The organism is Streptomyces sp. NPDC051104, assembly GCF_040682835.1.
GTDB classification, from domain to species: domain Bacteria; phylum Actinomycetota; class Actinomycetes; order Streptomycetales; family Streptomycetaceae; genus Streptomyces; species Streptomyces cynarae.
The window spans coordinates 14,418-37,041 of the sequence record NZ_JBFBBS010000053.1 but is presented as its reverse complement, the minus strand read 5'-3'; the positions used below and the strand labels follow the sequence as shown (position 1 = coordinate 37,041).

General features: G+C 72.1%; 19 protein-coding genes and 1 pseudogene. 10 read left to right on the top strand and 10 right to left on the bottom strand.

The genetic code is table 11. The annotated features are described in order from the left end of the window. Positions 1-426: 426 nt before the first annotated feature. From AB0N14_RS35980 to AB0N14_RS35965, 4 genes and pseudogenes are all read right to left on the bottom strand, one after another. Positions 427-936, bottom strand: coding sequence for an ATP-binding protein (locus tag AB0N14_RS35980; RefSeq protein WP_366029906.1), 510 nt, complete (start codon positions 934-936; stop codon positions 427-429). Between the two features lie 478 nt (positions 937-1,414). After that, positions 1,415-1,666 (bottom strand): annotated as a pseudogene (locus AB0N14_RS35975) (acyl-CoA dehydrogenase family protein); the annotation flags it as partial. Between the two features lie 114 nt (positions 1,667-1,780). After that, positions 1,781-2,293 (bottom strand): EF-hand domain-containing protein, encoded by a 513-nt coding sequence (locus tag AB0N14_RS35970; protein ID WP_366029905.1) that lies wholly within the window; start codon positions 2,291-2,293, stop codon positions 1,781-1,783. Between the two features lie 272 nt (positions 2,294-2,565). After that, positions 2,566-2,946 (bottom strand): STAS domain-containing protein, encoded by a 381-nt coding sequence (locus tag AB0N14_RS35965; RefSeq protein ID WP_366029904.1) that lies wholly within the window; start codon positions 2,944-2,946, stop codon positions 2,566-2,568. A 373-nt stretch (positions 2,947-3,319) separates the two neighbouring features. Between AB0N14_RS35965 and AB0N14_RS35960 the strand changes: the two genes are divergently transcribed. Both AB0N14_RS35960 and AB0N14_RS35955 read left to right on the top strand, forming a co-directional pair. Next, complete coding sequence (locus tag AB0N14_RS35960) at positions 3,320-3,901, top strand: sigma-70 family RNA polymerase sigma factor (RefSeq protein ID WP_366029903.1); 582 nt, start codon at positions 3,320-3,322, stop codon at positions 3,899-3,901. Positions 3,902-4,011: 110 nt separating this feature from the next. Further along, positions 4,012-5,211, top strand: a complete 1,200-nt coding sequence (locus AB0N14_RS35955; protein WP_366029911.1) for a maleylpyruvate isomerase N-terminal domain-containing protein — start codon at positions 4,012-4,014, stop codon at positions 5,209-5,211. Between the two features lie 278 nt (positions 5,212-5,489). Here the strand turns inward: AB0N14_RS35955 and purU are convergent, their stop codons facing one another. Together purU and AB0N14_RS35945 are read right to left on the bottom strand one after the other, a co-directional pair. Next, positions 5,490-6,371, bottom strand: coding sequence for a formyltetrahydrofolate deformylase (gene purU, locus AB0N14_RS35950; protein ID WP_366029902.1), 882 nt, complete (start codon positions 6,369-6,371; stop codon positions 5,490-5,492). Between the two features lie 115 nt (positions 6,372-6,486). After that, on the bottom strand, positions 6,487-6,987 hold the full coding sequence (locus AB0N14_RS35945; protein ID WP_366029901.1) for a hypothetical protein: 501 nt from the start codon (positions 6,985-6,987) through the stop codon (positions 6,487-6,489). Positions 6,988-7,104: 117 nt separating this feature from the next. Between AB0N14_RS35945 and AB0N14_RS35940 the strand changes: the two genes are divergently transcribed. Beyond that, positions 7,105-8,439 (top strand): ABC transporter substrate-binding protein, encoded by a 1,335-nt coding sequence (locus tag AB0N14_RS35940; RefSeq protein WP_366029900.1) that lies wholly within the window; start codon positions 7,105-7,107, stop codon positions 8,437-8,439. A 51-nt stretch (positions 8,440-8,490) separates the two neighbouring features. Here the strand turns inward: AB0N14_RS35940 and AB0N14_RS35935 are convergent, their stop codons facing one another. Both AB0N14_RS35935 and AB0N14_RS35930 read right to left on the bottom strand, forming a co-directional pair. Beyond that, the gene (locus AB0N14_RS35935; RefSeq protein WP_366029899.1) at positions 8,491-9,915 is read right to left on the bottom strand and encodes a hypothetical protein; all 1,425 of its coding nucleotides are present in this window, start codon (positions 9,913-9,915) and stop codon (positions 8,491-8,493) included. Between the two features lie 245 nt (positions 9,916-10,160). Further along, positions 10,161-11,543, bottom strand: a complete 1,383-nt coding sequence (locus tag AB0N14_RS35930; RefSeq protein ID WP_366029898.1) for a transcriptional regulator — start codon at positions 11,541-11,543, stop codon at positions 10,161-10,163. Between the two features lie 341 nt (positions 11,544-11,884). Between AB0N14_RS35930 and AB0N14_RS35925 the strand changes: the two genes are divergently transcribed. From AB0N14_RS35925 to AB0N14_RS35910, 4 genes are all read left to right on the top strand, one after another. Then, positions 11,885-12,538 carry a bifunctional DNA primase/polymerase gene (locus AB0N14_RS35925; RefSeq protein WP_366029910.1) on the top strand — a complete coding sequence of 218 codons (654 nt, stop codon included), beginning with the start codon at positions 11,885-11,887 and terminating at the stop codon, positions 12,536-12,538. 180 nt (positions 12,539-12,718) lie between these two features. Next, a complete protein-coding gene (locus AB0N14_RS35920) occupies positions 12,719-13,510 on the top strand; it encodes an ABC transporter ATP-binding protein (protein WP_366029897.1) in 792 nt (263 codons plus the stop codon). Continuing rightward, positions 13,507-15,093 (top strand): transporter, encoded by a 1,587-nt coding sequence (locus AB0N14_RS35915; RefSeq protein WP_366029896.1) that lies wholly within the window; start codon positions 13,507-13,509, stop codon positions 15,091-15,093. Before AB0N14_RS35920 ends, AB0N14_RS35915 begins: the two co-directional genes overlap by 4 nt. Positions 15,094-15,247: 154 nt before the next feature. Continuing rightward, a complete protein-coding gene (locus AB0N14_RS35910; protein ID WP_366029895.1) occupies positions 15,248-16,639 on the top strand; it encodes a PAS domain-containing protein in 1,392 nt (463 codons plus the stop codon). 15 nt (positions 16,640-16,654) lie between these two features. Here AB0N14_RS35910 and AB0N14_RS35905 read toward each other — a convergent pair whose 3' ends face one another. Next, positions 16,655-17,443, bottom strand: a complete 789-nt coding sequence (locus AB0N14_RS35905) for an SIS domain-containing protein (RefSeq protein WP_366029894.1) — start codon at positions 17,441-17,443, stop codon at positions 16,655-16,657. A 275-nt stretch (positions 17,444-17,718) separates the two neighbouring features. Between AB0N14_RS35905 and AB0N14_RS35900 the strand changes: the two genes are divergently transcribed. Both AB0N14_RS35900 and AB0N14_RS35895 read left to right on the top strand, forming a co-directional pair. Further along, positions 17,719-18,411 (top strand): metal-dependent transcriptional regulator, encoded by a 693-nt coding sequence (locus tag AB0N14_RS35900; RefSeq protein WP_103837795.1) that lies wholly within the window; start codon positions 17,719-17,721, stop codon positions 18,409-18,411. Between the two features lie 760 nt (positions 18,412-19,171). Beyond that, on the top strand, positions 19,172-20,026 hold the full coding sequence (locus AB0N14_RS35895) for an alpha/beta hydrolase (RefSeq protein ID WP_366029893.1): 855 nt from the start codon (positions 19,172-19,174) through the stop codon (positions 20,024-20,026). Positions 20,027-20,359: 333 nt separating this feature from the next. On the opposite strand, the gene pdxH is transcribed toward AB0N14_RS35895, so the two are convergent. Next, positions 20,360-20,998 carry a pyridoxamine 5'-phosphate oxidase gene (gene pdxH / locus AB0N14_RS35890; protein WP_366029909.1) on the bottom strand — a complete coding sequence of 213 codons (639 nt, stop codon included), beginning with the start codon at positions 20,996-20,998 and terminating at the stop codon, positions 20,360-20,362. Between the two features lie 429 nt (positions 20,999-21,427). On the opposite strand from pdxH, the gene AB0N14_RS35885 reads away from it, so the two are divergent. Next, positions 21,428-22,528: a citrate synthase 2 gene (locus AB0N14_RS35885; protein WP_366029892.1), complete on the top strand. Its 1,101-nt coding sequence runs from the start codon at positions 21,428-21,430 to the stop codon at positions 22,526-22,528. Positions 22,529-22,624: the final 96 nt, after the last annotated feature.

Sequence of the window (22,624 nt, the reverse complement as noted above, 5' to 3'; positions counted from 1 at the left end):
CCGGGGGGCCGCCCGGGTCGCGGGTGAGGCCGAACCGGCCGGCGGTGCACCGCCGGCCGGTTCGGCATCTCCGCCCGCCCCCGGACGGTCCCCCCGGGCCGTCCGACCCCGCAAGAGCCGGCACCGAAGCACGATCCGCACTCGTCGAGGGCTCCCGTCACCCGAGTCCTCGGCGTCCCCTCACGACGGATCGCCGAACACAAGCGTGATCAAACAGACACGACGCGTCAACAGGCCCTCGGTGATTCCTCACGTATGCCGTTCTTGTGACGGCGCGTACGGAAGCAAACCCCGGCGCACTCGTCCACGATCCACTCCAGGCAGCCATGTCCGTACGACCGTCGAGCCGCCCGTGCCCAGGCGCATGCACCGGCGCCCCGGGCGGACGCCCGGCCCGGTCCGCTCACGCCTCGCCGTAGGGTCCCGTCACACCGCGCCGTACGCGAACCGAGGCGCCGCCTCCACCCCGCAGGCCGCCGCCTCCGCGCCGCACACCGTCGTTCCGTCCTCGGCCGACGCCGTACAGCGGTCCACCTCGCACCAGATGCGCTTGCCCGCGCCCTCGGCGTCCCAGCCCCAGCGGTCGGCGAGCCCGTCGACCAGTTCCAGGCCACGGCCCCCGGTCTCCTCGCCCCCCGCGTGCCGGGGCTGCGGCGGGCGGGCGCTGCGGTCGGCGACCTCCAGACGGACGGTACCCGCGGGGGCGCCGGAGGGGCCGTCGCAGGCACCGGTCAGCAGCAGGCGCAGCACGGCGGGACAACCGGTGTGCACCACGGCGTTGGTGACCAGTTCCGAGACGAGCAGGATCAGCGTCTCGGCCAGCGGTTCGTCCGCCGCTATGCCCGACCCGGCAAGACGCGAGCGCGCCCACCGCCGCGCCCGACCCACTTCCGCGGGGTCGGGCCGGATCTCCAGCTGCACTTGAAGCACCTGCACCGCTCACACCATCCGAACCGGCGGACACATCGCCTCGCGCCTCGCAAGGGCCACGATCGTGGTCATCGTCTGCATGGCAGGAACCAGGATCACGGACCGTGATTCCCTTGCACGACAGCATGGTTGACGTACAGTCACCCCAACAAGCGCTTCGGGCATATTCCAGCGCGAAGGAGTACGCGTACGCCATACTGTGCGACGCTTGCCACGGCGAGTCGAACAGGCAGGCACGACGGGCCTCCCTGCCTCACGAACGGCACACATCGCCGGATCCGGCGCCGCCTCAGGGGCCGCACCGTGGTGGATCGGGCTCACAACCGCTCGCATCCCACACAAGGTACCGGAGCCCTCCTGCGACTCCACCCCGTGACAAGTCACGCGTAGGACACAACCCGGTATCAACGCTCCGTGATTCCGGATTGCCACAATCCGCGACATCCAGGTCCGGGCGCAGCGAATAAGCCCTGCTCAGGGCCTTCTACCTCACCTCTGAGAGCTGTTCCCCAGCGAGCTCTTCCTCACTCTCCGCCCTCGAACTCATACGCTGGGTCCGTACCCACGCTCGCTTCAGGTACAGGAGCACCTCCGCCTCCCAGGTGAAGCCCATACCGCCGTGCACCTTGAGGCAGTCGCGGGCGCGGCGGACGGCCGCCTCGTCGGCGAGCAGACGGGCCGCGGCGACGTCGAGGGGGTCGGCGGTCACGGCGGCGGCGTACACCGCGGCGCGTGCAGCTGGAGGTGGTGGAGGCCCTTCCGCGGGGGGAGACCCTGCGGAAGGTGCTCAAGTACAAGCGCCGGGAGCGCTGTTCGGGCCCTGAGGCTTCGGGCCCTGAGGCTTCGGGGGCTACTCCGGGACCGTGAAGTAGCGGGCGAACGCGGACACGATCTCGCTCTCGCCGACCTTGCCGTCTCCGTCCGCGTCGAGGGTCGTCGCCGCCGCCCGGGCCACGTCCTCCGGTGCGCCGAGGGCCTTCAGGGCGCGGGCGGTCTCCGCGACCGTGGCGGCGCCGTCGCGGTCGCCGTCCGCCACGGCGAGCGCCGCGTGCAGGAACGGGCGGGCGATCTCCGCGAACCGCTCGGGGTTGTCCCGCAGCCGCTTCACCGCGCCGCCCACGAACTCCTCGCGGGTGATGCGCTGGTCGCCGTCCCGATCCGCTATCCCGGCCATGCCCTGCCAGAACGCCTCAGCCCCGGCGTACAGGGCCTGCCCCTGCTCGGACCTGGCCGCGGTGCCGAACTCGGTGAGGACCGCCTTGGCCGCCGCACTGAAGTCCGCGCGGTCGATGTAGCCGTTGCCGTCCTGGTCGAAGCCGGCGAACCGGGCGGCGATCCTGCGCTCGTACTCGGTGCTGACCATGGTGTTTCGGGCCGCCTTACGTCACATCGGGGGTGTTTCTGGCAGGGAGCGTACGACGCGGGGAGCTTGCGGGGAGACGGAAAACGGCGGTTGTACCAAGACCGCAGGAATTCCGGGACAACAGTGTGGCTGTCCTGCGACGTTCCGCTGACCGTGGTGTGCCGGCGCTCACACCGGGGGGTGCCGTCGGTCGGGTCGGGCGGTGGCGTGCGGTCGGGTCGCGGTTTGGTCCGCGGTCGGGTCGCGGTTTGGTCCGCGGTCGGGTCGCGCGGTCAGGCCGACAGGGGCCGCGAGGTGTCGTCGGTGGCCGAGCCCAGGTCCGGGTGCACGTCGAAGAGGCGGCGGACGCCGAGGGCGGCGAGGACGCGGTTGACGTGTGTGCCCTCGGGCGCGCCGTGCCCGGGCAGGATGAGGCGGAGCCGGCCCCGGCAGGAGCGGATCAGTCTGCGTGCCGCGACGAGCACACCGACGCCGCTGGAGTCGCAGAAGACCACCTGGGAGAGGTCGAGTACGAGGCAGTGGCGGCCGTCCGCCACCGCGTCGTGCACCCGCTGGCGCAGCGCCGGTGACGTCATCAGGTCCAGTTCGCCCGCCACTTGGAGCACGGTCCACTCGCCGTGCTTGTCGCCGGTCACTGTGAGCGTCACCGCCATGCCTCCCGCCTGCCCGCGCCTGCCCGCGCCGTCCATGAAACGGAAGCGGTCCCTTCGCTTCCTTTGGAGCGTGGCTGCCCGAACGCTCTTCTATGAAACACCGAACTGTCGATCGAAATCGGGTAGCAGATGAGCCAATTCAATCGGTAACGGTCTTGTTCGTTCAGGCCTGATCCGTAGTCGGCTCGGTAGGCGCCCGCGCGTCCGGCACGGTCCCACGTGGGACCGCCTCTACCATCCGTGGCTCGCCGAGGGGCGCACATTGCCACAAAGGGGCGTGCGTTGTCCGATGTGCCGACTACATTCGAAGGCGTGGGGGGCGCACGCTGAGCCGGAACAGCGCGCAGGGCACGTCCGGGGACGAGGGGGCCGCATGGCGAAGAAGGACGCACCGTCCCGGTGGGACCGCAGGATGCAGCAGCGGCTCGCCCGGGGTGAGGCCGCCGCGCTCGGAGAGTGCTATGACCGGTTCGCCTCCCTGGTGCACGGCCTCGCCCACCGGGTGCTCGGGGACGAGGAGGAGGCGGACGCCGTCACACGCGAGGCGTTCGCGCACGTCTGGGAGAACCCCGAGTCCTACGACCCCAGGCGGGAGCCGCTGCGGACCTGGGTCGCCGCACTGACCCACCGGCTCGCCGTCCAGCGGCTGCGCGCCACCGAGACCGCCGCGCTGGCACGGGACGGCCGGGGCACGGCGGAGGACCTGGAGCTCAGGGTGCGCCAGGCCTCGGTCGCGGCCCGCGCGGACTACATCGTCACCTCCATGCCGGTGCCGCTGCGCGCCGCTCTGGAACGGGCCTACTTCCAGCGCCGGGACTACCGCCAGACCGCCGCCGACCTCGGTATCACGGAGGACGAGGCGCGCCGTCGGCTCCGCCTCGGCCTCCAGCTCCTCGCCACCGCCCACGAGACGCGGCCCTCGGGCACGCCGCCGGAAACGGGGGGTGTGTGGTGAGCGGGGCGGAGCGTTCCCGGGGGCCCGAGGAGTTCGAGGAGTACGGCGGGTACGAGGGGAACGACGGGCAGGGCGCACCCGGGGTCGCCGGCGAGCGGGAGGTGTCCGAAGTGGCCCGGGGGCCGCTGGCCGGTGAGGGCGCGGCGCCCGGGGCCGAGGCGGTCCCGCTCGAGCACCGGGTGCTGAAGTCGCTGCTCGGGGCCTGGGCGCTGGCCGCCTGTTCCGCGGAGGAGACCGCCGCCGTGGAGGCGCACCTCGGTGGCTGCGGCCCGTGCGCGGAGGAGGCGCGGCGGCTGCGGAAGGCCGTCGGGCTGCTGCAGCGGTCCGAGACTCTGGATCTCGATCCCGCCCTGCGCACCCGTGTCCTGGCGAGTTGCCTCGACCGGCGCCCGCCGCGCATCCCGGTGCCGGAGTGGGCGGCCCCCTATGACGCGGAGGCCGCGCGCCTGGACGCCCTGCTGCAGGACATCGGCGACGCCGAGTGGCACACCCCGGTCAGGCTGCGGTGGTTCGACGGGAGTGCACCGGCGAGTCGCCGCACCACCGTGGCCGGGGTCATCGCCCATCTGCTCTCCGTCGACGGCCTGGTCGCGGTGGCGCTCGGACTGGAGGACCCCCTGGGGGACACCGCCGGGGACGACGGCAGCCCCGAGGGACGCACGGAGACGTACTGGCGCGCCTCCCACTTCCCGCCGACCCGCTCGATCCGCGTCCCGTGGCGCGACCAGACCCACCATCTCGTCCGGGCGGTCTCCCTCACCGACGACACCAGCGGGGCGGTCCCGGTGTCGTACGGCGCCTTCGGGCTGTCGCTGCACGACGCGATGCTGGATCGGGCCTTCGAGTGCTGGGTGCACGCTGAGGACATCGCGAACGCCGTCGACTACCCCTACGACCCGCCGGCGCCGCGCCATCTCCACCAGATGTTCGACCTGGCGGTACGGATACTGCCGCTGACCCTGGCCGCCCGGCGGCGCGCCGGCCTCGCCGCGCCCCCGCGCGGTGGCCGGCACCTCGTCCCGGCGGGAGAGCCCGGGCGCAGCCTGCGCCTGGAGATCGAGGGCCTGGGCGGCGGCGAGTGGCTGATTCCGCTCGACTCTCCCCCACTCTCGACTTCGCTCGAGCGGGGGGACCCCGGTGCGGTGGCTTCCGCCGAGCACGAGGTGGCGCATGTCGCGCTCGACGGGGTGGAGTTCTGCCGCCTGGCCGCCGGCCATGTGCCACCGCAGGATGCGGCCGCGGGGCAGGTCGGCGACCGGGAGGCGATCAGGGACGTGCTCTTCGCGGCGGCGTCCCTGAGCCGGATGTAGCGGGACCTCGGGGAGCCTTCGGACCCCTGGGGTCTTTCGTTCGGATCAGGCCGGATCAGGGAGCGGGGCCTGGTGCGTGCAGCTGCGAGGCGGAGGAGGCTGTGACATCAGCCGCTACCGCGGCGGGCAACGCGATGGGGGTCCCCCCGCCGAGCGTGTTCGAGCGTGGGGGAGTCGGCGACCGACGACAACGCCGCTGGGGGTGCCCCCACGCCGTCAAGGCAGTGGCGGAGTGCGTGCCAGGCCCCGAGAGCCCGGCCTGATCCAAACGAGAGGCCCTAGGCGAAGACCACCGTCCGGCGGCCGTTGAGCAGGATGCGGCGCTCCGCGTGCCACTTCACCGCGCGTGCCAGCGCCTGGCACTCCACGTCCCGCCCCGTCGCCACCAGCTGGTCCGGGGTGACGTCGTGGCCGACCCGCTCGACCTCCTGCTCGATGATCGGGCCCTCGTCGAGGTCGGCCGTCACGTAGTGCGCGGTCGCGCCGATCAGCTTCACACCGCGCGCGTGGGCCTGGTGGTAGGGCTTGGCGCCCTTGAAGCTCGGCAGGAAGGAGTGGTGGATGTTGATGATCCTGCCGCTGAGCTGCTTGCACAGGTCGTCCGAGAGCACCTGCATATAGCGGGCCAGGACCACCAGCTCGACGTCCAGTTCGCGCACCAGCTCCAGCAGCCGCGCCTCGGACTCCGACTTGGTGTCCTTCGTCACCGGGATGTGGTGGAAGGGAATGTTGTAAGAGCCCACCAGCTCGGCGAAGTCGGTGTGGTTGGAGACCACGGCCGCGATCTCGATGGGCAGCGCGCCGATCCGGGCACGGAAGAGCAGGTCGTTCAGGCAGTGGCCGAACTTGCTGACCATGAGGATGACGCGCATCTTGTCGTCGGCCCGGTGGATCTGCCACTCCATCTGGAAGGAGTCACCGATCGCCGCGAAGCTCGCGCGCAGCTTGTCCACGGTCACCGGGGCCTCGGCGGAGAAGTGGACCCGCATGAAGAACAGTCCCGTGTCCTGGTCGCCGAACTGCTGGCTGTCGACGATGTTGCAGCCGGTCATGAACAGGTAGCTCGACACGGCGTGCACGATCCCCTGCTTGTCCGGGCAGGAGAGGGTGAGGACGTACTGGTCGGCCGGGGCCGAGGCTCGGGTGGACTGCTCGTTCATGCACGCCAGGGTCTCATGTCCGCGGGCCCGCGGGGACCGCCGTCCCGCAACCCGGACGGTCCGGCGGACGGCAGGGGCCCACGCCGGACGACAGGGCCCACCCGGACTGCCGGACCTACGCGCTCCTCGTCAGGATCCGCAGCACCTCGAGCGTGCGCGGCGGCACGTCCGGGTCCTCCCCGTCGGCCACGGAGAGGCGTACGTGGGCGTCCCGTGCCGCGCGCACCGCCTCCGGCCACGCCTGGTGGTTGATGTAGGCGTCCACCGGCGCGTCCGGCCCGACCTGGTGCATGATCCGCAGCACTCGCAGGACGGCGGTGTCGACGAGGGCCGCCTCCTGCGAGTCCCGGAAGATCGTGCCGACGTACTTCTCGGCCGACCAGTTGTCCAGCCAGGTGTCCTCGACCAGGCGGTACACGGCGTCGGTGACGTCGCCGTACCCCTCGACGCCGGCCAGCCAGACGTCCCGCTGGAAGACGGGATCGGAGAGCATGTGCAGCGCGGAGCGCACATTGCTGCGCCAGCGCCACCACGGCATGTCATTGAGTGGCATGCCGCCCATGGTGGATGAGCGACGACCGCGACGGGAAGAGTTCTCCGGAGCTTGCACGGTCATCGATCGTACGTTCTCTGTGAAATCCGGATCATCGGACCCCTCAATTCACCTCCGCGTCACCTTCCGTTGACCGCCGATGACACGGCGGTTAGTGGTGTGAGGGAATCGTGCGTGTCCATGACCGGCAGGCGACGCACCAGCTCCTCCCCCACCCGCCCCCGCGTTCCGGGCTCCGTCCGTGAAAAAGCGACTCCCCGCGTCAGGACCGTCCTGCTGTCCGTGGGCGCGCTGGTGGCCTGTGCGTCGATAGCGGTCGCCTGCGGGGTCGTCCCCGGTACCACGGGGGGTTCCGGGGACGACCGCGTGACCGTCATGACCTGGGCGCCCGACAAGACCTCGGCGACCAACAAGCCGGGCATGCCGGCGATGGCGCAGGCCTACGCGCGCTGGATCAACGCCCACGGCGGCCTGAACGGCCGCAAGCTCGAGGTCCTGACCTGCAACGACCACAACGACTACGTGGACGCCGCGAAGTGCGCCCGGCTCGCCGTGAAGGAGAACGCCGTCGCGGTCGTCGGCTCCTACAGCCAGTACGCCAGTTCCTTCCTCTCCCCGCTCGAGTCGGCGGGCATCCCCTACATCGGTGGCTACGGCCTGACCGACGACGAGTTCAAGAGCGTGCTGTCCTATCCCGTCAACGGCGGCCAGCCCGCGCTGCTGGCCGGTCTCGGCGAGGAGCTGGGCCGGACCTGCGGCCGCGTCGCCCTGGTGCGCCCCGACACGGTCGCCGGCGACCAGCTTCCCCTGCTGCTCGACGCCGGACTGAAGGCGGCGCACCACGCCTCGGCGGCCGACGTGCGCGCTGCCGAGGACGCCACCGCCCTCGACGACCAGGCACGGCAGGCGCTGGAGGAGGCGTCCGGGAACCCCGAGAAGAAGGGGTGCGTGGTCCCGGTGCTCGATGAACGCACCGGGACATTCATGGACTCCTTCCGCCGTCTGAGCGCCGGCTACCGGCCGGTGCGCACCGCGTCCGTGCTCGGCAGCGTCGACCAGTCGGTGATCGACTCCTCCGGCGGCGGCTCCGGCCCCTACGAGGACGCGTACGTCACCGGCTGGTACCCGGAGGCGTCCGACGCGCGCTGGAACGAGATGAAGGAAGTGATCAAGGAGCAGGCCTTCGACGACGACCGGATCGATCCGGCGGACGCGGGCGTGCAGACCACATGGATCGCGTACACGGTCCTGAAGAAGGTCGTCGGGTCGCTCGGCAACGGCGAGGTGTCGGCCCGCACGATCCGCATGGCCCTCGACAACGGCCTGAAGGTCGACACCGGCGGCCTCACCCCGACCCTGCGCTGGCGCTTCCAGGACCTGACCGCGGTCGTCGACTTCCCCCGCCTGGTCAACTCCGACGTGACCCTCCAGGTCGTGCGCGACGGGCGGCTGGTGGCGGCACGCAAGGGCTTCGTGAACGTGTCGAAGACGCTGGAGAGCACGGACAGCGAGTGAGGCGTGCCGGTGCGCGCCGCCCCGCTCACCGGGCGGCGCGCACCGCCGTGCTCACAGCTGGGTCGGCTGACGCTCGGTCAGGCCGTACTTCTGCGCGATGACGTTCCACATCTGCGCCGCCTTCGCCTTCTGGGCGCTGGCCGTGCCGCTGTCCCGGTTGCCCGCCTGGGCCTGAGGGGTGACGCGCGCCTGGCCCTTCTTGCAGCCCTTCTTGTCCGAGACCTGGTCGGCCCAGGCCGCGTAGTGGGTGTCGGCGGACGCGGACGCCTTCCAGGCGCTGGTGAGCGCGGCGGTCAGCGCGGCGTGGTCGGGGAGCTTGTCGACCTGGAGTCCGGACAGCCGGCTGACCAGGCCGTTGCGCTGCTTGGCCGCGTCCCGCAGGTCGGCGGCCGACTGGTGGAGGTTCTGGCACGCCTTGACGTTCGCGACCGACCTGATCACCGCGCCGCGGCTGTTGCCGCTGTCGGCGAGGAGCTTGTCCAGGGCGACGGCCTGCGCCCGGGCCGGGTCGGCGGCGCCCGACCCCGAGGCGTCCGGGGCGGCCCCGGTCGCGGCGACGGACTTGCTGTTGTCGGTCTTGCCGTCGCTGCCGCCACCGCCGCTGAGCAGGGCGCCGGCCCCGATCCCGAGGACGACTATGCCGACGCCGACGGCCGCGATGAGGGGGGCACGCGAGCGGGTACGGCCACCGCGCTGGTCCGCTGCCCGGCCCACGGGTGCGCCGGGGGCGTCCGCGCCGTCGAACCGCGGCAGGTGCTGGGTGGGTTCGGCGAACCCGCCCGCGCCGCCGCGGAAGAGGTTGTCGAACTCGGCCGGCGGCGCCTGCCCGGGCGTCCCGGGCCGCACGTCGTACGGCTGGCCGGGCACGGGCGGAAGGTACTGCGTGGCCTGCGCGTCGGGGACGGCGGCGGGCGGCAACGGACCGGCGGCGCGTCCGAAGACCTGGGTCGCCTGGTCGGCGGGCATCGCCGGGGGCAGCGCGCCCGGGCCCACCGGCGGGATGTACTGGGTGGCCCCCTCGTCGGGAGAGGCGGCCACCGGGGGTATGTACTGCGTCGCACCCTCGTTCGGGGCGGCGGCGACGGGCGGCAGGTACTGCGTGGCGCCTTCGTCGGCGGACCCGGCCGCCGGGGGCAGGGGCCCGGCACCGGCGCTCTGCTGCGGGGGCAGCGGCTGTCCCGAGCCGGCCGGCGGCTGCTGACCCCAGGCCGAGCGCGGGTCCGAGCCCTCCCAGGACGGCTGCGCGCCCCACTGCTGGTACTGGTGCTGGTGCTGCTGCTGGGCAGCCTGCCCCGGCCCCCAGGGCTGCCCCCATGCCTGCCCGCCGGCAGGGCCGGGCGCGGGTGCCGGGGGTATGGAACCGTTCACTCCGCCCGTCTGGCCCGGCAGCAGGGGCGCGCCGCCGTCGGAGGGCAGCACGATGCCTTCGCGCGCGGGCCGCGCCGAGGGCTCCTCGCCCTGTCCACTCTGCGTCACCGGGACTCCTACGAATGGGGGACCTTCGGAATCGTCGGCTCACGCTACCGGGTCCCCCTGACCGGTGCTACGTCGGACAGGGGGAGCGCCCCGCAGGGCGTGGGGAACTGGGCGCCCAGCCACGGACAACCCGCACCAACGAGACATCCGTCACCCCTGGGGCGATCCGCCCCGGGCCCGGGGCGGAGCCCCCGGCCCGGGCACGTGACACGACCGCCGGTGACGTCACTCAACCGCCGGAGGCACTACGCGGCTGCCAGATCCAGCCGCGCTCCGAACTCCCGCACCACGGCCTCCTCCCGATACGGCTCCAACCGCTGCTGCAGGTCCTCGAGATACTCCGCCCCCCGACTGGACCGCAGCGTGCCGAGCAGTTCCACGGCCTTCAGCCCGGTGTGGCACGCCTGCTCCACCTCCCGCTGCTGCGCCTGCGCGGTGGCGAGCAGCACCAGCCCGATCGCCCGCCGCCGGGCCCGGGACTCGGGATGCCCGGCGAGCGACTCCTCCGCCCGCCGGGCCGCCGCCTCGGCCTGCCCCAGATCCCGGTGACAGTGCGCCAGCTCGTCCGCCAGGTACGCCTCGTCGAAGTGCGCGATCCACGCCGGATCGTCCCCGGACGCCGCGTCGGCCGACTCCAGTGCCGTCACCGCACGCCCGGACGCGATCTGCGTGGCGCGCACATCGCCCATCAGCGCATGCCCGCGCGCCTCCGCCGCGTAGAACATCGCCTCCGCGCGCGGGGTCACGCGCCCCCGCGCCCCCTCCTGCGCCGCCCGCGCCAACTGCGCGATCTCGCGCGGGTTTCCGAGCTGCGCCGCGAGGTGGCTCATCGACGCGGCGAGCACATAGCCGCCGTAACCCCGGTCACCGGCCGCCTGCGCGAGCCGCAACGCCTGGATGTAGTACCGCTGCGCGAGGCCCGGCTGTCCGGTGTCGACCGCCATGTATCCCGCGAGCTCGGTCAACCGCGCGACCGCCCCGAACAGTTCGCGTCCCACCGCGTCCCGGTACGACCCCGCCAGCAGCCCGGAGACGACGCTGTTGAGGTAGTGCACGACGACCGGCCGCACATGCCCGCTGCCGTACTGGTGGTCCAGTTCGACCAGGGCCTGCGTCATCGCCCGCACCGCGTCCACGTCCGACTGTCCCACCCGTGGCCCGGCCGACCGCGCGACCTGCGGGTCCGGCCCGGAGATCAGCCAGTCACGGCTCGGCTCGACGAGCGCGGAGGCCGCGACGGAGGACCCCGACAGGAAGTCCCGGCGCCCCACGTCGCTGCGCCACAGCTCGCAGACCTGCTCGATCGCGCCGAGCACCGTGGGCGAGAACTGCAGACCCACGCCCGACGCGAGATTCTTGCCGTTGGCCATGCCGATCTCGTCGATCGTGACCGTGCGCCCCAGCTTGCGGCCGAGCGCCTCAGCGATGATCGCGGGGGCCCGGCCCCGCGGCTGCTGTCCGCGCAGCCAGCGGGCCACGGACGTCTTGTCGTAGCGCAGGTCGAGGCCGTGCTCCGCGCCGCACATGTTGACCCGGCGGGCGAGCCCCGCGTTCGAGCAGCCCGCTTCCTGAATGAGCGCCTGCAGTCGTTCGTTCGGCTGCCGCGCGACAAGAGGCCTGGCGGCCATGGCGTACCCCCTACTTCCTGGCTCGGTTCGCCGAGTGGCCGGTGCACCGAAAGGATCCGGCCTTGAAGATCGATGCCCAGCGGACATTCCTCTGATGCGAGATATGCGAAGATTGCTGGGGTAAAGGCTGGTCCCGCACCCCCCACCTGGTTACCCCACCCCCGCTGCGGTTCCCCATGCGCGCCCCCACCCGTGCATCCATGCGCCCCACCCGCGGAGACGGTGCTCCTCCCCGGCGCATGTGGGATGAAAAGGACGTGCTCAAAAAGCATCGGCCCACGATGAGATGGCCCCGAGTGGGCGAGGCGTAACCCCCGGTGATCGCTGGAGTTGAGTTCATCGTGGAAGAGACCATCGCGGGCCCTGAAGCTGCCCACATCCCGAAGCAGCGCGGCGAATCGCTCCTGGACGCCGCCGTCCGTTACGTCGAGGAGCGTCACTGGGACGTGTTCCCCGGCACCTGGCTGGATGCCGTCGACGGGATGCACCGCTGCTCCTGCGGTCAGTCCGTGTGTCCCGTGCCCGGAGCGCACCCGGCACACGACGACTGGGCGACGCAGGCGACCGGCAGTGCCACCGTCGCGCGCGGTCTGTGGTCCGAGCGGCCGACCGCGTCGATCCTGCTGCCCACCGGGCGCACGTTCGACGCGATCGACGTCCCGGAGACCGCCGGCTTCCTCGCCCTCGCGCGCATGGAGCGCATGGAGCTGACGCTCGGTCCGGTGACGCTGACGCCGGCGCGGCGCATGCAGTTCTTCGTGCTGCCGGGCGCGTCCGCGAAGGTGCCGGACCTGCTGCGCCAACTGGGCTGGCAGCCCACCTCACTCGACCTGGTCACCCTCGGCGAGGGCGCGTATGTCGCCGCGCCGCCCACCCGGTTCGGATCGCGGGGGGCCGTGCAGTGGGCGCGGCGGCCCACGTCGGCGAACCGGTGGCTGCCGGATGCGGAGGAACTGGTGTCGCCGTTGGCCTATGCGTGCGGTAGGGATCGGTAGCCGTTCACCTTCTCGTCTGCCTGGTTTCTCGCCGTTGGCGGCTGCGGGTTGCTTGTGGTTGCTCGCTTCCCCAAGTTCTCGGCTTCGCTCGATCAGGGGGGACCCCCATCGCGGCGGAGCCGCATACAGGCACTGTCCCGCGCCCCTTTCAGGGACGCCCCCGCGCCGTAGGGTTCTCACATGAACGAGGGAACAGTGACCGCTCCTGCCGCTGTACGCGTGCATGACCTGTGGAAGCGGTTCGGGGAACACGTCGCCGTCGCCGGGGTCGATCTCGAGTTGCCCGCCGGGCGGTTCATCGGACTGGTCGGGCCCAACGGGGCCGGGAAGACCACCACGCTGTCCATGGTCACCGGCCTGCTCAGGCCCGACCGCGGCACCGTCGAGGTCGTCGGGCACGACGTGTGGCGCGACCCCGTCCAGGTGAAGGCCCGTATCGGGGTGCTGCCCGAAGGGCTGCGGCTCTTCGAGCGGCTGTCCGGGCGCGAACTCCTCGCCTACACCGGCCGGTTGCGCGGGCTGCCCGGCACCGAGGTCGACAAGCGGGCCACCCAGCTCCTCGACGTCCTCGATCTGGCCGGGGCCCAGCACAAGCTCGTCGTCGACTACTCCACCGGGATGCGCAAGAAGATCGGCCTCGCCGCCGCGCTGCTGCACAACCCCGAAGTCCTCTTCCTCGACGAGCCGTTCGAGGGCGTCGACCCGGTCTCCGCGCAGACCATCCGCGGCGTCCTGGAGCGGTACACCGCCTCCGGCGCCACCGTCGTCTTCTCCTCCCACGTCATGGAGCTGGTCGAGTCGCTGTGCGACTGGGTGGCCGTCATGGCCGCGGGCCGCATCCGCGCGCACGGCCCGCTGGCCGACGTACGCGGCGACGCGCCCACCCTCCAGCAGGCGTTCCTGGAACTGGTCGGCGCGCACGGCCGCACCGCAGGCGCCGACCTCGACTGGCTCGGCGGCGGCGCCCGATGACCGGCCTGACGGCCGTCGTCGTACGGCTGAAGCTGTCCCTGCTGCGGAACGGGCTGCGGCGGTCCGCCGGGCGGCGCGCCGCGTACGTCACGTCCCTCGTCCTGGTCCTGCTGTTCGCCGCCACCCAGCTGCTCGGCCTGATCCTGCTGCGCGGGAACGCGCACGCCGTCTCCGTCGCCGTGCTCGGCATCGAGGTCGTCGCGCTCGGCTGGACCGTGATGCCGCTGTTCTTCCCCAGCGGCGACGAGACGCTCGACCCCACCCGCCTGGTGATGCTGCCGCTCCGCCCCGGGCCCCTCGTCCGGGCCCTGCTGGTGGCGTCCCTGGTCGGCATCGGGCCGCTGTTCACGCTCTGCATGGCCGTCGGCTCGGTGATCTCCGTGGCGCACGGGGCGGCGGCGTACGGCACCGCGGTCGTCGCCGTCGTGCTCACGCTGCTGGTCTGCGTCACCCTCGCGCGGGCCGTCGCCGCCGCCAACATCCGGCTGCTGACCAGCCGCAAGGGCCGCGACCTCGCCGTACTGAGCGGGCTGGTCGTCGCCGTCGGCGCGCAGCTGGTCAACTTCGGCGCCCGCGAGCTGGGTTCGGCCGGGCTGTCGCGGCTGGGGCCGGTGGGCGACGTCGTGCGCTGGGTGCCGCCCGCCTCCGCGATCGGCGCGGTGGACTCCGTGAGCAAGGGGTCGTACGGCGTCGGGGCCGCCCAGCTCGCGCTGAGCGCCGCGGCGTTGGCGGGCCTGCTGGCCGTGTGGTCGCGCAGCCTCACGAAGCTGATGACCGCACCGGACTCCTCCACGCTCCAGGCCGCCGAACCGGGGCCCCGGGAGCGGGCCTCCAGGGGCCTGTCCCGGCTGCTGCCCGCCGGCCGCACCGGCACGGTGGCCGAGCGCAGTCTGCGCTATGTCTGGCGCGACCCCAAGACGAAGGCGGCATGGGTGACGTCCCTGGCCATCGGGCTGATCGTGCCGGTCTTCAACGCCCTCCAGGGCACCGGCTCGGTCTACTTCGCCTGCTTCGCCGCCGGCATGCTCGGCATCCAGATGTACAACCAGTTCGGACAGGACACCTCCGCGTTCTGGATGGTCGCCATGACGATCTCCTCCACCCGCGACGCCCACGCCGAACTGCGCGGCCGGGCGCTGGCCCTGCTGCTGATCACCCTGCCGTACGCCGCCCTCGTCACCGTCGCCACCACCGCCCTGCTCGGCACCTGGGACAGGCTGCCCGAGGTGCTCGGACTGTCCCTCGCGCTGCTCGGCGCGATGCTGGCCACCGGCGCCTGGTCCTCGGCCCGCTTCCCGTACTCGATACCGCAGGAGGGCTACAAGAACGTGGCTCCCGGGCAGGCGGGGCTCGCGTGGATCTCCATCCTCGGCGGCATGGTCTCCGCCGCTCTGCTCTCCGCGCCCGTGATCGCGGCGACGATCTGGCTCAACGTCACCGCGAACGGCGACGACTGGACCTGGCTCCTGCTGCCTGCGGGCGCCGCCTACGGCGCCCTGATCACCCTCCTCGGCCTCCGCCTCGCGGCCCCCCGCACGGCCCTCCGGCTGCCGGAGATCCTGGCGGCGGTCAGCAAGGGCTAGTTCCCGGGTCGAGAAGATGGGAACCCACGGCGCAAGGATTTCCCCCAATCTTCTGTGAAGGAGATGTGGGCTGGGTCACGGTCGAGTTGAATGTGGGTGAGAGAGCGGACGAGCGTGCCGTATGGGCGGACGCGCAGGCTGCAGGGGGGTTCGGGTGAGTGCTTCCCGGCGGAGGGGGACCACGGACGAGCCGGTGCCGGACGAGCCGGAGCGGGATGGTTCGGACCTTCTCGCCGCGCTCCTCGACGGGATGGACGCGGCCTTGTGCGCCTTCGACGCGGACGGGGTCGTGACCCACTGGAACCGGGAGGCCGAGCGGATTCTCGGCTGGTCGGCGGCCGAGGCAGTGGGGCGGCGCGGCTTCGCCGGGTGGGCCGTGCGCAGCGCCGACGCGGCCGATGTCGAGGCGTGGCTGATGTCCGCGATGCGGGCCCCCGGGCGGCAGGTGCACGAGTTCGCGCTGCTGACCAAGGACGGCGGCCGGGTGCTCGTACGGACCCAGTCCGCGGCGGTGCGAGGGCCCGACGGGAAACCCGCCGGGGTGTACTGCGCGTTCAGCGAGGTGCACGCCCAGATCGATCTGGAGCGGTCGATCGCGCTCAGCGAGGCCCTGTTCGAGGACGCGAGCTGGGGTGTCGTGCTCGTCGACGCGGATCTGCGGCCCGCCGTCGTCAACGCCCACGCGGCCCGGGCGCTCGGCATCGGGCGTACGGCCGTGCTGGGACGGCCCCTCGGGGACCTGCTCGCGCGGGGCGTCGAGGAACTGGAGAGCGCGCTGACCCATGTGCTCGCCGAGGGGGCGCCGCCGGCGCCCGCCGAGATCTGGGTGAGCGTGCGGACCGCGGACGGCGAGAAGCGGCGGTGCTGGCGGAGCGGGTTCCTGCGGCTGGCCTCACCGCTGGCGGAGGAGCCGGTTCCGCTGGGGGTCGGGTGGCTGTTCCAGGACGTCACCGAGACCAAGCAGAGCGAGCAGGAGGCGGCCCTGCTCCGCTTCCGCTCCAACCAGCTGCACCGAGCCGCGCGGGCGGCCGCCGAGTGCGAGGACCCCGGCGAGGCGGCCACGATCCATCTCGACTTCGCCCTCGCCGGGTTCGCCGACCACGCCCTGATCGACCGGGTGGCGGGCGGCTGGGTGGCGGACGGGGCGGGACCGGTACGGCTGGTGCGGGCCTCCGAGACGCCGTCCGGTGCCCCCGGCCCGAGCGTGCTCACCGGGAAGGCGGGACTGCCGGTGCGGTACGACGACGGCCATCCGGCCCTGCAGTGCGTGGAGCGCTCCGGGAGCGTACGCGCCGACGCGGGCGCTGCCGACCCGGCCCAGGCGCGTGCGTGGGCGCTGGCCCGGCAGTGGCCCGCGGACGCGGTGCACGCCCTGTGCGCGGTGCTGCGCAGCCGGGGGCGGACGCTGGGTGTGGTGACGTTTCTGCGGGGGGCCGGGCGCAGCCGGTTCGAGCGAGTGGACGCGGTGTACGCGGAGGACGTGGCGGTACGGATCGCCGCGGCGCTGGACCTGTCCGACGTGCTGAAGGGGCGGGCCGCGAAGTAGGGCCGTGGGACGCGGCTACGCCTGGCGGTAGAAGATCCGGTCGGCGTACTCCGCCAGTACCCGGGCGTTCCACTCATGGCCGCCGTCGACGTTCCCCGACCGCAGCAGGGGCGGTTCGATGCCGCGGTCCGCGAGGACACCGGCCGCCGTGGCCATGACCGCCTGCAGCAGGGCCGTGGTGACGACCGTGGACGCGGGTGCGAAGGGCGCCGGGATGGTGTCCAGGGTGAGCTCCGCGTCCCCGACCGCGACCTTCGAGTCCAGGACGAGGTCGCAGTGGTCCTTCAGGTACGTGCCGGAGGCGTGCCGGGACTTCGTCTCCGCCGCGTACGCCACCGAGGTCACGCCGATGACCTTGATGCCGAGCGCGCGGGCGTTCATCGCCATCTCCACGGGCAGCGCGTTGCGGCCGGACAGGGAGATGATCACCAGGAGGTCGCCGGAGCGGAGGGGGCTCGAGTCCAGGACCGCGCTCGCCAGGCCGTCGACCCGCTCCAGGGCGGAGCCCAGCGTCGCGGGCATGACGTCCACGCCGACGACTCCGGGGACCGCGAGCAGGTTCATCAGGGCCAGGCCGCCCGCGCGGTAGACCAGGTCCTGTGCGGCCAGCGAGGAGTGCCCGGCACCGAAGGCGAACAGCCGGCCGCCCGAGGCCACGGTGTCCGCGATCAGGGTGCCGGCCGCCGCGATCTCCTCCGCGTCCTCGTCCCGCACGCGCCGCAGCAGCCCGATCGCCGCGTCGAAGAACCGCTCCGCCGGCGTGCTCCCGCCCTGCGGCTCCCCACCGCTCGGCCCTGCGCTCATCGGCGACGCCCCTTCGAAGTCGGCCCGTGTCGCGGATCACGTTGCGGTCTGGACCAGTGGGATGTCAATACGGCCCGCCCGGCGCCGGGGTGCGGTCGGGGGCCCGGAGACCGGCGCCCCTGGAGACGCGCCGGGTGCCGTGCCGACGCGCCCCGTAGCCCGTGGTCCACTCGCCGCGCCCCGGTTGTCAGTGGGATGAGTCAGAATTGAATCCAGGGCCAGCGCACACGCCGGTGAGCAGTCGAGCCTCCGGCAGATCTCTTCGAGGGGCACGTATGTCCGGACTGATCGACACCACGGAGATGTATCTCCGCACCATCCTCGAGCTCGAGGAGGAAGGCGTGGTCCCCATGCGCGCCCGTATCGCCGAGCGGCTCGACCAGAGCGGCCCGACCGTCAGCCAGACGGTGGCGCGAATGGAGCGCGACGGCCTGGTGTCGGTCGCCGCCGACCGTCACCTGGAGCTCACGGACGAGGGCCGCCGCCTGGCCACCCGCGTCATGCGCAAGCACCGCCTCGCCGAGTGCCTCCTGGTCGACGTGATCGGGCTGGAGTGGGAGCAGGTGCACGCCGAGGCGTGTCGCTGGGAGCACGTGATGAGCGAGGCGGTCGAGCGCCGCGTCCTGGAGCTGCTGCGCCACCCCACCGAGTCGCCGTACGGGAACCCGATCCCGGGTCTGGAGGAGCTCGGCGAGAAGGAGATGGCGGACCCGTTCCTGGACGAGGGCATGGTCTCGCTGGCCGACCTGGATCCGGGCACGGACGGCAAGACGGTCGTCGTACGCCGTATCGGCGAGCCCATCCAGACGGACGCGCAGCTCATGTACACGCTGCGGCGGGCGGGCGTGCAGCCCGGCTCGGTGGTCAGCGTGACGGAGTCGGCGGGCGGCGTCCTGGTCGGCAGCGGCGGCGAGGCGGCAGAGCTGCAGGCGGACATCGCGTCCCACGTCTTCGTGGCCAAGCCCTGACACAGGCGCCGGGGCTCCCGCAGGATCCCTCTCTGTCCCTCTTGATTCCTCTCCGTCCCTCTGACCCCTCCCCGTCCCTCTACATCCCTCCTGATCCCGCCCGGCCCTCACAACTCCTGTGACTTCTGGGGCTGTTGTGATGATTCCGCGATCGTACTGCAATCAAGATTCAGTGAGCGGAATCGCAGCGCTCGGACCGTTCGCATGCGAGGCTGTCGCGTGAGGCATATGACCTGAGGGCTCTTGGCCGGAGATGACAGCGATGTACGGCCGGGAAGGGGAGGGAGGATGTGCCCCGGACGCGACCCCGGACGTGGGGAGGGCCCCGGCACCCATCGGCGCCGGGGCCTGTCCTCCCCTGTTTCGACCCGGAGCCCCGAGCTCTCAGGGTCGCCCCCTCGGACCGTTTTTCCCCGAGCGGTCCGCCTCCCGCAGAAGATCTCCCCGCGCAGACGGCGGCCAATCCTCGAGGGAGGTCACTCGAAGGTGGGGTGTTGCCGCCGGAAACGGCGCTTTCGAATAGTCATTCGATAGCGTGGGCGGTGACGATCTCGCCGGACCGGGCGCTGTACCAATGACGCGTCCGTCACACAGCGAGCAGGGGCACCACCGCCCGGCGGCGACACCCGGCGCCGGCGGTGACCGCCGACACCAGCAGAAGCAGCACGACAGCGGAAGTACGACCAGTACGACAAGCGCGCGGACCGACCGCCCGACGCGGAAGCGAGCGGTCCCGGCCGAGCAGGGGGGTGCCAGGACGATGCGTCGCATCGACGTGACCGGAGCGGGCGGCGTACGCCTCGCCGCATGGGAGTTCGCCGACCCGCCCAAGACCGGCGACAGCGAGCAGACGCCGGGCCTGCTGTTACTGCACGGGCTCATGGGCCGCGCCTCGCACTGGGCGCCCACCGCCCGCCTGCTCGCCGAACGGCACCGCGCCGTAGCCCTCGACCAGCGCGGCCACGGCCAGAGCGACAAGCCCGCCGACGGCTACACCCGCGAGGCCTACATCGACGACGCCGAAGCCGCCCTCGAACAACTCGGCCTCGCCCCGGCCGTCCTCATCGGCCACGCGATGGGCGCCCTGACCGCCTGGCAGCTCGCCGCCAAACGCCCAGACCTGGTGAGCGCCGTGATCATCTGCGACATGCGGGCCTCCGCACTCGGCGCCGCCTCCCAGCGCGAATGGGAGAACTGGTTCAAGTCCTGGCCCCTCCCCTTCGCCACACTGGCCGACGTACGCAAGTGGTTCGGCGAGGACGACCCCTGGGTCGAGCGCCCGAACCCCGCCCGCGGGGAGTTCTACGTCGAGGTGATGACCGAGTCCCCGGACGGCTGGCGCCCCGTCTTCGAACCCGAGCACATGCTGAGGTCCCGCGAGACCTGGGTGTACGACGCGCACTGGGAGGAACTGGCCCAGGTGCGCTGCCCCACCCTGGTCGTCCGCGGCCTGGACGGCGAACTGGGCCGCGCGGAGGCCCAGGAGATGGTCCGCGTCCTCCCCCACGGCCAGTACGCGGAGGTCCCCGACGCCGACCACTTCCTCCACCACGCCCAGCCGGAGGCATGGCGAGCCACGATCGAGCCGTTCCTGGCCGACGTGCTGACTCCGTGAGCGGCACCGGGCCTCGCCGGTCGGCCAGGGCGCGCCTCGTCAATATCTCGAAAAACCGATTGATTGCGTCCCAACCGCTTCTTAGGGTGTGAGGTACACGGAAGGGAGGTGGTTCGGCAGATGTATGACAACCGGACGCGTGAGGTGACTGCGGGCTAGCGGCCCGCCGTCGTACTCAGTTCGGCGCCGGACCAGCGCGTGTGAGATGCGCGCAGCCGGCCAATCCAACGCAGTCACCCGGCCCGCGGGCTCGCCGGTACGTCCGGCCGGCTCCTTCGTCTACTGGCGGAGGACCTGAGCTCGCGGGTCGTCTGCGTTTTCGGGTACCGAAGGTCAGGGGCTGAGGCGCTCCACCCGCCAGGTGCCGTCCGGTTCCGCGACGTAGCGGAGGCGGTCGTGGAGGCGGTTTTCGCGGCCCTGCCAGAACTCGACCGTCGAGGGTGCGATGCGGAAGCCGCCCCAGTGCGGGGGGACCGGGACCTGGGTGCCCTCGGGGTAGCGGGTGGTGAGTTCCTGGTAGGTGGCGTCGAGTTCGGCGCGGGAGTAGATGACCGAGGACTGGGTGCTGGCCCAGGCGCCGAGCTGGGAGCCGTGGGGGCGGGTGCGGAAGTAGGCGGCGGTCTCGTCGCGGCCGGTGCGGCGGGCGGTGCCGGTGACGATCACCTGGCGGGCCATGGGGTGCCAGGGGAAGAGCAGCGAGACGTAGGGGTTGGCGGCGAGGTCCTGGGCCTTGCGGGAGTCGTAGTTGGTGTAGAAGACGAAGCCCTGTTCGTCGTACTGCTTCATCAGGACGGTGCGCGAGCTGGGGCGTCCTTCGGCGTCGGCGGTGGAGACGATCACCGCGTTCGGTTCGTAGATCATTCCGGCGATGGCGGCCTGGGCGGCCTGCTTGAACCAGCGGGCGAACTGGTCCATGGGGTGGGGGGCGAGCGAGGATTCGTCGAGGCCTTCGGCGCGGTAGTGGGCTCGCATTTCTGCGGGGTTGGCGGACAGGTCCTCGGCGGGGCCTTCGGCCGCGTGTTCGACGATGGGTTCGATAACCGGGTCCGTCGTGGATTTGGCGGCAGGGTGAACGGGGTGCTGGGCTGCGGGTTCGTCCGGGTAGCGGTCGGTCACGTCGTCATCTTGCCGTACGCGCCCGGGGCCATCGGCGGCTTGTGGACAGTGGGCACGGTGGGAGTGCGGTTCATCACTGTGTGGCACTGAGTGCCGCTTGGTCTCCCCAAAGGTGGCACTCGGGGATATCGTGCAGATGCCGTTCGGGTTGGGTGACCGCCGACCGATCGGGGCATCAACCGGGGTGACCGTTTCGGCCCGCGAGTTTTCGAGAACGACCGCTACAGACCGTGGAGCCGCGGCGGCGCAACCCTTTCCGCCGTACACATCACGAGGAGCCGCCTGATGTCCGATTTCGTACCCGGGCTCGAGGGAGTCGTCGCGTTCGAGACGGAGATCGCCGAACCGGACAAGGAGGGCGGTGCCCTGCGGTACCGGGGCGTCGACATCGAGGACCTGGTCGGCCATGTCTCGTTCGGGAACGTGTGGGGGCTGCTCGTGGACGGCGCCTTCAATCCCGGACTGCCGCCCGCCGAGCCGTTCCCGATCCCGGTGCACTCCGGTGACATCCGTGTGGACGTGCAGTCCGCGCTGGCCATGCTCGCCCCGGTGTGGGGCCTGAAACCGCTGCTGGACATCGACGTGGAGCAGGCCCGTGAGGACCTGGCCCGGGCGGCGGTCATGGCGCTGTCGTACGTCGCCCAGTCGGCGCGCGGCCAGGGGCTGCCGATGGTGCCGCAGCGGGAGATCGACAAGGCGCGGTCCGTCGTGGAGCGGTTCATGATCCGCTGGCGGGGCGAGCCGGACCCGAAGCACGTCGCGGCGGTCGACGCCTACTGGACGTCGGCAGCCGAGCACGGCATGAACGCCTCCACCTTCACCGCGCGGGTGATCGCCTCCACGGGCGCTGACGTCGCCGCGGCGCTGTCGGGTGCCGTGGGTGCCATGTCGGGGCCGCTGCACGGCGGTGCGCCCTCCCGTGTGCTCGGCATGATCGAGGAGATCGAGCGCACCGGTGACGCGGAGTCGTACGTGAAGGGGGCCCTGGACCGGGGGGAGCGGCTGATGGGCTTCGGCCACCGGGTGTACCGGGCCGAGGACCCGCGGGCGCGCGTGCTGCGCCGTACCGCCCGTGAGCTGGGTGCGCCGCGGTTCGAGATCGCGGAGGCGCTGGAGAAGGCGGCGTTGGAGGAGCTGCACAACCGCCGTCCCGACCGGGTGCTCGCCACGAACGTGGAGTTCTGGGCGGCGATCGTGCTGGACTTCGCCGAGGTCCCGGCGCACATGTTCACGTCGATGTTCACGTGTGCCCGTACGGCCGGCTGGTCGGCGCACATCCTGGAGCAGAAGCGCACGGGCCGCCTGGTGCGGCCGTCGGCCCGCTATGTGGGTCCCGGGCCGCGCAGCCCGCAGGAGATCGAGGGATACCCGGACATCGCGCACTGACGCGGACGGCCCGGGACCTTCCGCACCGACGACGGGCAACCCAGGACCTTCCGCACCGACGACGGGCAACCCAGGACCTTCCGCACCGACGACGGG

Coding starts and splice junctions, on each gene's coding strand:
- AB0N14_RS35885 (WP_366029892.1), top strand. CDS start 21,428: ATGTCCGATTTCGTACCCGGGCTCGAGGGAGTCGTCGCGTTCGAGACG.
- AB0N14_RS35960 (WP_366029903.1), top strand. CDS start 3,320: ATGGCGAAGAAGGACGCACCGTCCCGGTGGGACCGCAGGATGCAGCAG.
- AB0N14_RS35900 (WP_103837795.1), top strand. CDS start 17,719: ATGTCCGGACTGATCGACACCACGGAGATGTATCTCCGCACCATCCTC.
- AB0N14_RS35920 (WP_366029897.1), top strand. CDS start 12,719: ATGAACGAGGGAACAGTGACCGCTCCTGCCGCTGTACGCGTGCATGAC.
- AB0N14_RS35915 (WP_366029896.1), top strand. CDS start 13,507: ATGACCGGCCTGACGGCCGTCGTCGTACGGCTGAAGCTGTCCCTGCTG.
- AB0N14_RS35895 (WP_366029893.1), top strand. CDS start 19,172: ATGCGTCGCATCGACGTGACCGGAGCGGGCGGCGTACGCCTCGCCGCA.
- AB0N14_RS35970 (WP_366029905.1), bottom strand. CDS start 2,293: ATGGTCAGCACCGAGTACGAGCGCAGGATCGCCGCCCGGTTCGCCGGC.
- AB0N14_RS35945 (WP_366029901.1), bottom strand. CDS start 6,987: ATGACCGTGCAAGCTCCGGAGAACTCTTCCCGTCGCGGTCGTCGCTCA.
- AB0N14_RS35930 (WP_366029898.1), bottom strand. CDS start 11,543: ATGGCCGCCAGGCCTCTTGTCGCGCGGCAGCCGAACGAACGACTGCAG.
- AB0N14_RS35940 (WP_366029900.1), top strand. CDS start 7,105: ATGACCGGCAGGCGACGCACCAGCTCCTCCCCCACCCGCCCCCGCGTT.
- AB0N14_RS35905 (WP_366029894.1), bottom strand. CDS start 17,443: ATGAGCGCAGGGCCGAGCGGTGGGGAGCCGCAGGGCGGGAGCACGCCG.
- pdxH (WP_366029909.1), bottom strand. CDS start 20,998: ATGCGAGCCCACTACCGCGCCGAAGGCCTCGACGAATCCTCGCTCGCC.
- purU (WP_366029902.1), bottom strand. CDS start 6,371: ATGAACGAGCAGTCCACCCGAGCCTCGGCCCCGGCCGACCAGTACGTC.
- AB0N14_RS35965 (WP_366029904.1), bottom strand. CDS start 2,946: ATGGCGGTGACGCTCACAGTGACCGGCGACAAGCACGGCGAGTGGACC.